The sequence below is a fragment of the Sphingomonas parapaucimobilis NBRC 15100 genome (genome assembly GCF_000787715.1).
In the GTDB taxonomy this organism is placed as follows: Bacteria; Pseudomonadota; Alphaproteobacteria; order Sphingomonadales; family Sphingomonadaceae; genus Sphingomonas; species Sphingomonas parapaucimobilis.
The window spans coordinates 1-9,275 of record NZ_BBPI01000106.1; the positions used below are offsets into that span (position 1 = coordinate 1).

Here is a 9,275-nt window from a genome sequence, read left to right on the forward strand (position 1 = left end):
TCGGCACGGCCGACGGATTGGCCTGCGGCGTCGACAGGCGCGGGCTCAGGCTGAACCCCTCCAGCCCGCCGGTGCCTGCGCGCGCGGCATCATTGTCCTGCGACGTGCTCTGGAACGGGACGGCAGCGGCGGGCAGCGGGGCGAGCACCGGCACCAGCGTCAGGGCAAGAAGGCGCGCGGCGCGGCGCGGCCCGGACGATGTCATGAAATGCATTCCTCGTGGTAACTACAATCTTCAACCGCCGTCCGGGTCCCAGACCCGGCCGCACCAGCCGTGCCCCGGAGGCCCGGCGGATGCAACCCCATATAGTAACCCCATATGCGGCCAATATGTGGCAAGCCCTGCGCCACCTGCGCCAGCGGGAACTTTGCCCCTGCCTGCGCGTGCGTCGGTTTGACACTTGGGGGTGCAGCGCCTATATCGCGGCCACTCACCACGATCCTCGGGAAATGACGCGCCTTCGCGCAGCGTGTCGGTCGAATGGAGGATCGCTGGTTCAACGGACGCCGGATGCCGCCGCAGAGACTTGCGCGCGGCCTTTCGGCGTCTGTCGTTGCGTCTGGCCCGGAGGCATCCGGGCAGTGATTTACGGCTGACGAGGCAGACAGACCCATGGCAACCAAGGCGATCGACAGCGGCTCCGCCCCGCGCAAGGGCGATGGCGGCACCGCCAAGCGGCGTATCCGCAAGGTGTTCGGCGACATCCACGAAGTGGTGCAGATGCCGAACCTGATCGAGGTTCAGCGCGAAAGCTACGAGCAGTTCCTGCGCTCGGACAAGTCCACGGGCCATGTCTCGGGGCTGGAAAAGACGCTGCGCAGCGTCTTCCCGATCCAGGATTTCGCCGGCACCGCCTATCTCGACTTCGACGACTACGTCCTCGAGGACCCGAAGTTCGACGTCGAGGAATGCCGCCAGCGGGGCATCACCTATGCCGCGCCGATGCGCGTCACCTTGCGCCTGACCGCGTTCGAGGTCGATCCCGATACCGAAGCCAAGTCGGTCATCGATATCAAGGAGCAGGACGTCTACATGGGCGACATGCCCCTGATGACGGAGAACGGCACCTTCTTCATCAACGGCACCGAGCGCGTCATCGTCAGCCAGATGCACCGTTCGCCGGGCGTGCTGTTCGACCATGACCGCGGCAAGACCCATGCCTCGGGCAAGTATCTGTTCGCCGCGCGCGTGATCCCGTATCGCGGTTCGTGGCTGGACTTCGAGTTCGACGCCAAGGACATCGTCAACGTCCGTATCGACCGCAAGCGCAAGCTGCCGGTGACGGCGCTGCTCTATGCGCTGGGCATGAACTCGGAAGAGATCCTCAACTATTTCTACAACCGCCTGACCTTCGTGCGCGGCGACGGCGGCTGGAAGATCCCGTTCCAGGCCGAGAACTGGCGTGGCGCCAAGCCGATGTTCGACATCGTCGATGCGGACTCGGGCGAGGTCGTGTTCCCGGCCGGTCAGAAGATCAGCCCCCGCGCTGCCAACAAGGCGGCCAAGGACGGCCTGTCGCAGCTGCTGATCCCGACCGAGGAAATCTTCGGCCGCTACAGCGCCTACGACCTCATCAACGAGCAGACCGGCGAAATCTATGTCGAGGCGGGTGACGAGATCAGCGCCGAGAACCTCGAAGCGCTGGACAAGGCGGGCGTCGACACGATCGAGCTGCTCGATATCGATCATGTCGCGACCGGTCCGTGGATCCGCAACACGCTGAAGGCCGACAAGGCCGAAGAGCGTGAGCAGGCGCTGTCCGACATCTACCGCGTGATGCGCCCCGGCGAACCGCCGACGCTGGAGACGGCGGAGTCGCTGTTCGCAGGCCTGTTCTTCGATCCCGATCGCTACGACCTGTCGGCCGTGGGTCGCGTCAAGCTGAACATGCGCCTCGACCTCGACTGCCCGGACACGGTGACGACGCTGCGCACCGAGGACATTCTGGCGGTCGTCAAGACGCTGGTCGACCTGAAGGACGGCAAGGGCGAAATCGACGATATCGACAATCTCGGCAACCGCCGCGTGCGTTCGGTGGGCGAGCTGCTGGAGAACCAGTATCGCGTCGGCCTGCTGCGCATGGAGCGTGCGGTCAAGGAGCGCATGTCGTCGGTCGACGTGTCGACCGTGATGCCGAACGACCTCATCAACGCCAAGCCCGCCGTGGCAGCGGTGCGTGAGTTCTTCGGTTCGTCGCAGCTGTCGCAGTTCATGGACCAGACCAACCCGCTCTCCGAAGTGACGCACAAGCGTCGCGTCTCGGCGCTCGGGCCGGGCGGTCTGACGCGTGAGCGTGCGGGCTTCGAAGTCCGCGACGTTCACCCGACGCATTATGGCCGTATCTGCCCGATCGAAACGCCGGAAGGCCCGAACATCGGTCTCATCAACTCGCTGTCGACCTTCGCCCGCGTCAACAAGTATGGCTTCATCGAGACGCCGTACCGCAAGGTGATCGACGGCCGCGTCACCGACGAGGTCGTGTACCTGTCGGCGATGGAAGAGCAGAAGCACACCGTCGCCCAGGCTTCGGCCGCGACGGATGCGGACAACCGCTTCACCGAGGATCTGGTTTCGGCGCGTCAGGCGGGCGAATTCCTGATGGCGCTGCCCGATCAGATCACCCTGATGGACGTGTCGCCGAAGCAGCTCGTCTCGGTCGCCGCCTCGCTCATTCCGTTCCTGGAAAACGACGACGCGAACCGCGCGCTCATGGGCTCGAACATGCAGCGTCAGGCCGTGCCGCTGGTGAAGGCGGAAGCGCCCTTCGTCGGCACCGGCATGGAAGAGACCGTGGCCCGCGACTCGGGCGCGGCGATCGCGGCGAAGCGCGCCGGTATCGTCGACCAGGTCGATGCCAGCCGCATCGTGGTTCGCGCGACCGGAGAGGTCGATGCGGGCAAGTCGGGCGTCGACATCTACACGCTGATGAAGTTCCAGCGTTCGAACCAGTCGACCTGCATCAACCAGCGTCCGCTGGTGAAGGTGGGCGACGTCGTGAAGGCGGGCGACGTGATCGCCGACGGCCCCTCGACCGAGTTCGGCGAGCTGGCGCTGGGCCGCAACGCGCTCGTCGCGTTCATGCCCTGGAACGGCTACAATTATGAGGACTCGATCCTCATCTCCGAGCGGATCGTGAAGGACGACGTGTTCACGTCGATCCATATCGACGAGTTCGAGGTCATGGCGCGCGACACCAAGCTCGGGCCGGAAGACATCACCCGCGACATTCCGAACGTCGGTGAAGAGGCGCTGCGCAACCTCGACGAGGCGGGCATCGTCTATGTCGGGGCCGAGGTGGAGCCGGGCGACATCCTGGTCGGCAAGATCACGCCGAAGGGCGAATCGCCGATGACGCCGGAAGAAAAGCTCCTCCGCGCGATCTTCGGTGAAAAGGCGAGCGACGTGCGCGACACGTCGCTCCGCCTGCCGCCGGGCGTGGCCGGTACGATCGTCGACGTGCGCGTCTTCAATCGCCATGGCATCGACAAGGACGAGCGCGCGATGGCGATCGAGCGCGAGGAGATCGAGCGTCTGAAGAAGGACGCCGACGACGAGCGCACGATCCTCAACCGGGCGACCTGGAGCCGCCTGCGCGAGATGCTGCTCGACCAGACCGCCACCGCCGCGCCCAAGGGCGTGAAGAAGGGCATCGTCATCGATGCCGAGGTGCTGGAATCGGTCGATCGTCACGAATGGTGGAAGTTCGCCGTCGCCGACGACGCGCGCCAGAGCGATCTGGAAGCGGTCAAGGCGCAGTATGACGAAGCCGCCAAGCGGATCACGGACAAGTTCCATGACCGCCGCGACAAGCTGGAGCGTGGTGACGAGCTGCCGCCGGGCGTGCTGAAGATGGTCAAGGTCTTCGTCGCGGTGAAGCGCAAGCTGCAGCGGGGCGACAAGATGGCCGGCCGTCACGGCAACAAGGGCGTCATCAGCCGCATCCTGCCGCAGGAGGATATGCCCTTCCTCGCGGACGGTACGCCGGTCGATCTCGTGCTGAACCCGCTGGGCGTGCCGTCGCGCATGAACGTCGGTCAGATCTTCGAGACCCACCTCGGCTGGGCGGCGCGCAACCTGGGTATGCAGGTCGCGGCGCAGCTGGAGGATTGGCGCGAAGCCAACCCGGATGCCAAGCCGGGCGCGGTGCCGGAAGCGGTCAAGGCGCGGCTCGTGGAAATCTACGGCGATCACTATGCCGAAGACATCCAGAACCGTGACGACGAGGAAGTGGCCGAGCTGGTCCAGAACATCCGCACCGGCGTGCCGATGGGGACCCCGGTGTTCGACGGCGCGCGCGAGAGCGACGTGTCGGAGATGCTGGAGCTGGCGGGTCTGCACACCTCGGGTCAGTCGGACCTGTTCGACGGACGCACCGGCGACCAGTTCGACCGCAAGGTGACCGTTGGCATCATCTACATGCTGAAGCTGCACCACCTGGTCGACGACAAGATCCACGCGCGTTCGATCGGGCCGTACAGCCTCGTCACCCAGCAGCCGCTGGGCGGTAAGGCGCAGTTCGGTGGCCAGCGCTTCGGTGAGATGGAAGTGTGGGCGCTGCAGGCTTATGGCGCGGCGTACACGCTCCAGGAAATGCTGACGGTGAAGTCGGACGACGTGGTCGGCCGCACCAAGGTCTACGAAGCGATCGTCAAGGGCGACGACACCTTCGAGGCGGGCATCCCGGAGAGCTTCAACGTGTTGGTCAAGGAAATGCGCTCGCTGGGTCTCAACGTCGACTTGAAGTCGATGGAAGAGGCGCAGGACGACGGTCTGGCCGAGGCGGCGGAGTAAGAAACGGAGCCGGTGGGGCGAAATGCTCCACCGGCCCCCGCTCAAGCTCGCCCGATGAATTTTCCCTCCCTGTGAGGAAAGCAAGATGAACGAACTGACCAACTTCGCCAATCCGGTGGCCAAGCCGGAAACCTTCGACCAGATTCAGATCGGCATCGCGTCGCCCGACAAGATCCGTTCCTGGTCGTTCGGCGAGATCAAGAAGCCCGAGACGATCAACTATCGCACGTTCAAGCCGGAACGTGACGGCCTGTTCTGCGCGCGCATCTTCGGTCCGATCAAGGATTACGAATGCTTGTGCGGCAAGTACAAGCGCATGAAGTACAAGGGCATCGTCTGCGAAAAGTGCGGTGTCGAAGTCACGGTGTCGAAGGTCCGCCGCGAGCGGATGGGCCATATTGAACTGGCAGCACCCGTTGCGCACATCTGGTTCCTGAAGTCGCTGCCGAGCCGCATCGGCCTGCTGCTCGACATGCAGTTGAAGCAGCTCGAGCGCGTGCTGTACTTCGAAGCCTATATCGTCATCGAGCCGGGCCTGACCCCGCTGGAGAAGTATCAGCTTCTCACCGAGGACGAACTGCTCGACGCGCAGGATGAATATGGCGAGGACGCCTTCTCGGCCGGGATCGGCGCCGAGGCGGTCCGCATCATGCTCGAGAATCTCGACCTGGAAGGCGAGAAGGTCGCGCTGCTCGAAGAGCTGGCGACGACCAAGTCGGAGCTGAAGCCCAAGAAGATCATCAAGCGCCTGAAGGTCGTTGAGAGCTTCCTGGAATCGGGCAACCGTCCCGAATGGATGATCCTGGAAGTCATTCCGGTCATCCCGCCCGAGCTGCGCCCGCTGGTGCCGCTGGACGGCGGTCGTTTCGCGACCTCGGACCTGAACGACCTGTATCGCCGCGTCATCAACCGCAACAACCGCCTGAAGCGGCTGATGGAGCTGCGTGCGCCGGACATCATCGTCCGCAACGAAAAGCGCATGTTGCAGGAAGCGGTCGACGCGCTGTTCGACAATGGCCGTCGCGGCCGCACGATCACGGGTGCCAACAAGCGTCCGCTGAAGTCGCTGTCCGACATGCTGAAGGGCAAGCAGGGCCGCTTCCGTCAGAACCTTCTGGGTAAGCGCGTCGACTATTCGGGTCGTTCGGTCATCGTGACCGGCCCGGAGCTGAAGCTGCACCAGTGCGGCCTGCCCAAGAAGATGGCGCTCGAGCTGTTCAAGCCGTTCATCTATGCCCGTCTGGACGCCAAGGGTCTGTCAATGACCCTGAAGCAGGCCAAGAAGTGGGTCGAGAAGGAGCGCAAGGAAGTCTGGGATATCCTGGACGAGGTGATCCGCGAGCACCCGGTCATGCTAAACCGCGCGCCGACGCTTCACCGTCTGGGCATCCAGGCGTTCGAGCCGGTGCTGATCGAGGGCAAGGCGATCCAGCTTCACCCGCTGGTCTGCTCGGCGTTCAACGCCGACTTCGACGGCGACCAGATGGCCGTCCACGTTCCGCTGTCGCTCGAAGCGCAGCTGGAAGCGCGCGTCCTGATGATGTCGACCAACAACATCCTGTCGCCCGCCAACGGCAAGCCGATCATCGTGCCGTCGCAGGACATGGTGCTGGGCCTCTATTACCTCTCGCTCGAAAAGCAGAAGGAACCGGGCGAAGGCATGATGCTGGCGGACATGGAGGAGGTCCATCAGGCCCTCTTCGCCGGTGCCGTGACGCTTCACACCAAGATCATCAGTCGCGTTCCGCAGACCGATGAGCAGGGCAACCAGTATCTGAAGCGCTTCGAGACGACGCCGGGCCGCATGCTGCTGGGCGAGACGCTGCCGAAGAGCCACAAGGTGCCCTTCGACATCGTCAACCGCGTCCTGACCAAGAAGGACGTCGGCGAGGTGATCGACGAGGTGTATCGTCACACCGGCCAGAAGGAGACCGTGCTGTTCGCCGACGCGATCATGGCACTGGGCTTCCGTCACGCGTTCCGCGCCGGCATCTCGTTCGGCAAGGACGACATGATCATCGCACCGGACAAGGATCGTCTGGTCGACGAGACGCGCGAGCAGGTGAAGGACTTCGAGCAGCAGTATCAGGACGGCCTGATCACGCAGCAGGAGAAGTACAACAAGGTGATCGACGCCTGGAGCCGTTGCGGCGACCAGGTCGCGAACTCGATGATGAACGAGATCAAGGCGGTCCGGCATTACGAGGACGGCCCGATGGAAGGCCGTGAGAAGCCGATCAACTCGATCTACATGATGGCTCACTCGGGCGCCCGTGGTAGCCCCGCGCAGATCAAGCAGCTGGCGGGTATGCGCGGCCTGATGGCCAAGCCGTCGGGCGAGATCATCGAAACGCCGATCATCTCGAACTTCAAGGAGGGTCTGACCGTCCTTGAATACTTCAACTCGACCCACGGCGCGCGTAAGGGCCTGGCCGACACGGCACTGAAGACGGCGAACTCGGGTTACCTGACCCGTCGTCTGGTCGACGTCAGCCAGGACTGCGTCATCATCGAAGAGGATTGCGGCACGACCCGCGCCCTGGAGATGAAGGCGATCGTGCAGGGCGGTTCGACCATCGCCTCGCTCGGCGAGCGTATCCTGGGCCGCACCACGGCCGAGGACATCGTCAACGCCAAGACCGGCGAAGTCATCATCGCATCGGGCGTCCTGCTCGACGAGCCGATGGTGGCTAAGATCGAGGCGGCGAACACCCAGTCGGTCAAGATCCGCAGCCCGCTGGTCTGCGAATCGAAGATCGGTGTCTGCGGCAAGTGCTATGGCCGTGACCTCGCCCGCGGTACGCCGGTGAACATCGGCGAAGCGGTCGGCGTCATCGCGGCGCAGTCGATCGGTGAGCCGGGCACGCAGCTGACCATGCGTACCTTCCACATCGGTGGTGCGGCGCAGCTGAACGAGCAGTCGAACCTGGAAGCGGCGGCCGATGGTACGGTCGAATTCCGCGACCTGCGTCTGATCACCGATCAGCGTGGTCGCCGCGTGGTGCTGAGCCGTTCGGGTGAGATCGCGATCGTGGACATGGACGGCCGCGAGCTGGCGGTCGACCGTATTCCCTACGGTGCGTACGTCCTGTTCGACGATGGCCACATCGTGTCGAAGGGCGACCGCATGGCGGAGTGGGACCCGTTCACCATGCCGGTGATCACCGAAAACCCCGGTACGGTGAAGTTCCAGGACCTGATCGAGGGCAAGACCCTGACCGAGCAGGTCGACGAAGCCACGGGTATCGCCCAGCGCGTCGTCACCGAATATCGCGCCTCGACCAAGTCGAAGGAGGATCTGCGTCCGCGCATGACCCTGCTCGACGACAATTCGGGCGAGGCCGGTCGCTACATGCTGGCACCGGGTGCGACGCTCTCGGTCGAGGACGGGGCGCAGGTGCAGGGCGGTGACGTTCTGGCGCGTGTCGCCCGCGAGTCGGCCAAGACCCGCGACATCACCGGCGGTCTGCCGCGCGTCGCCGAGCTGTTCGAAGCGCGTGTTCCGAAGGACTCGGCGATCATCGCCAAGGTCTCGGGCCGTGTCGTATTCGGCAAGGATTACAAGGCGAAGCGCAAGATCGGCATTCAGCCCGAGGATGGCGGCGATGTCGTCGAGTATCTGGTGCCGAAGTCGAAGGTGATCGACGTTCAGGAAGGCGACTACGTCAAGCGTGGCGACAACCTGATCGGCGGTTCACCCGATCCGCACGACATTCTGGAAACGATGGGCGTGGAGCCGCTGGCCGAATATCTGGTCAGCGAAATCCAGGAAGTGTATCGTCTCCAGGGCGTGAAGATCAACGACAAGCACATCGAGACGATCGTTCGTCAGATGCTGCAAAAGGTCGAGATCACCGACGGCGGCGACACCACGCTGCTGAAGGGCGAGCAGGTCGATCGCGAGGAAATGGACGCGATCAACGAAAAGCTCGACGCCAACCAGGCGCGTGCGCAGGGCAAGCCCGTCCTGCTCGGCATCACCAAGGCGTCGCTGCAGACTCGCAGCTTCATCTCGGCGGCGTCGTTCCAGGAGACCACCCGCGTCCTCACCGAGGCGGCGGTCCAGGGCAAGCAGGACACGCTGATGGGCCTGAAGGAGAATGTCATCGTCGGCCGCCTGATCCCGGCGGGCACCGGCGCTGGCATGAACCGCCTGCGCGTGGCGGCCTCCAGCCGCGACGCGGCGCTGCGTGCACAGCAGCGCAAGCTGGCCGAAGCGATCGTCGCGCCGGTCAGCGCCGCCGAAGAGCGGGCTGCCGAGCAGGCGCGTTCGGCGCGTGACGCGGGCGGCACCGGCAACGATCCGCTGGCCGAGGTTGCTCCCTCGGGCCACGGCACGGACGCCGATGCTGGTGAGTATCTGAACGACTGATCCGCCTGACGGATTGCAAACAAAAGAGCCGCCGTCCGGGCAACCGGGCGGCGGCTTTTTTAACGGCCCGTCGTGACGAGGTTTGATGCAAGGCAAGGCCGCGGTTCCAGG

General features: G+C 64.3%; 3 protein-coding genes. 2 read left to right on the forward strand and 1 reads right to left on the reverse strand.

What is annotated here, in order from left to right:
- On the reverse strand, positions 1-205 hold a 205-nt coding region (locus SP5_RS18045; RefSeq protein ID WP_157013803.1), incomplete at its 3' end, for a hypothetical protein.
- Positions 206-613: 408 nt separating this feature from the next.
- Between SP5_RS18045 and rpoB the strand changes: the two genes are divergently transcribed.
- Positions 614-4,792 (forward strand): DNA-directed RNA polymerase subunit beta, encoded by a 4,179-nt coding sequence (rpoB, locus tag SP5_RS18050; RefSeq protein ID WP_042491445.1) that lies wholly within the window; start codon positions 614-616, stop codon positions 4,790-4,792.
- Positions 4,793-4,877: 85 nt separating this feature from the next.
- Positions 4,878-9,164, forward strand: coding sequence for a DNA-directed RNA polymerase subunit beta' (gene rpoC / locus SP5_RS18055; protein WP_042491446.1), 4,287 nt, complete (start codon positions 4,878-4,880; stop codon positions 9,162-9,164).
- The last annotated feature ends 111 nt before the right edge of the window (positions 9,165-9,275 follow it).

Excerpts from the sequence above, each read along its gene's own strand:
- rpoB (WP_042491445.1), top strand. The coding sequence starts at position 614 with ATGGCAACCAAGGCGATCGACAGCGGCTCCGCCCCGCGCAAGGGCGAT.
- rpoC (WP_042491446.1), top strand. The coding sequence starts at position 4,878 with ATGAACGAACTGACCAACTTCGCCAATCCGGTGGCCAAGCCGGAAACC.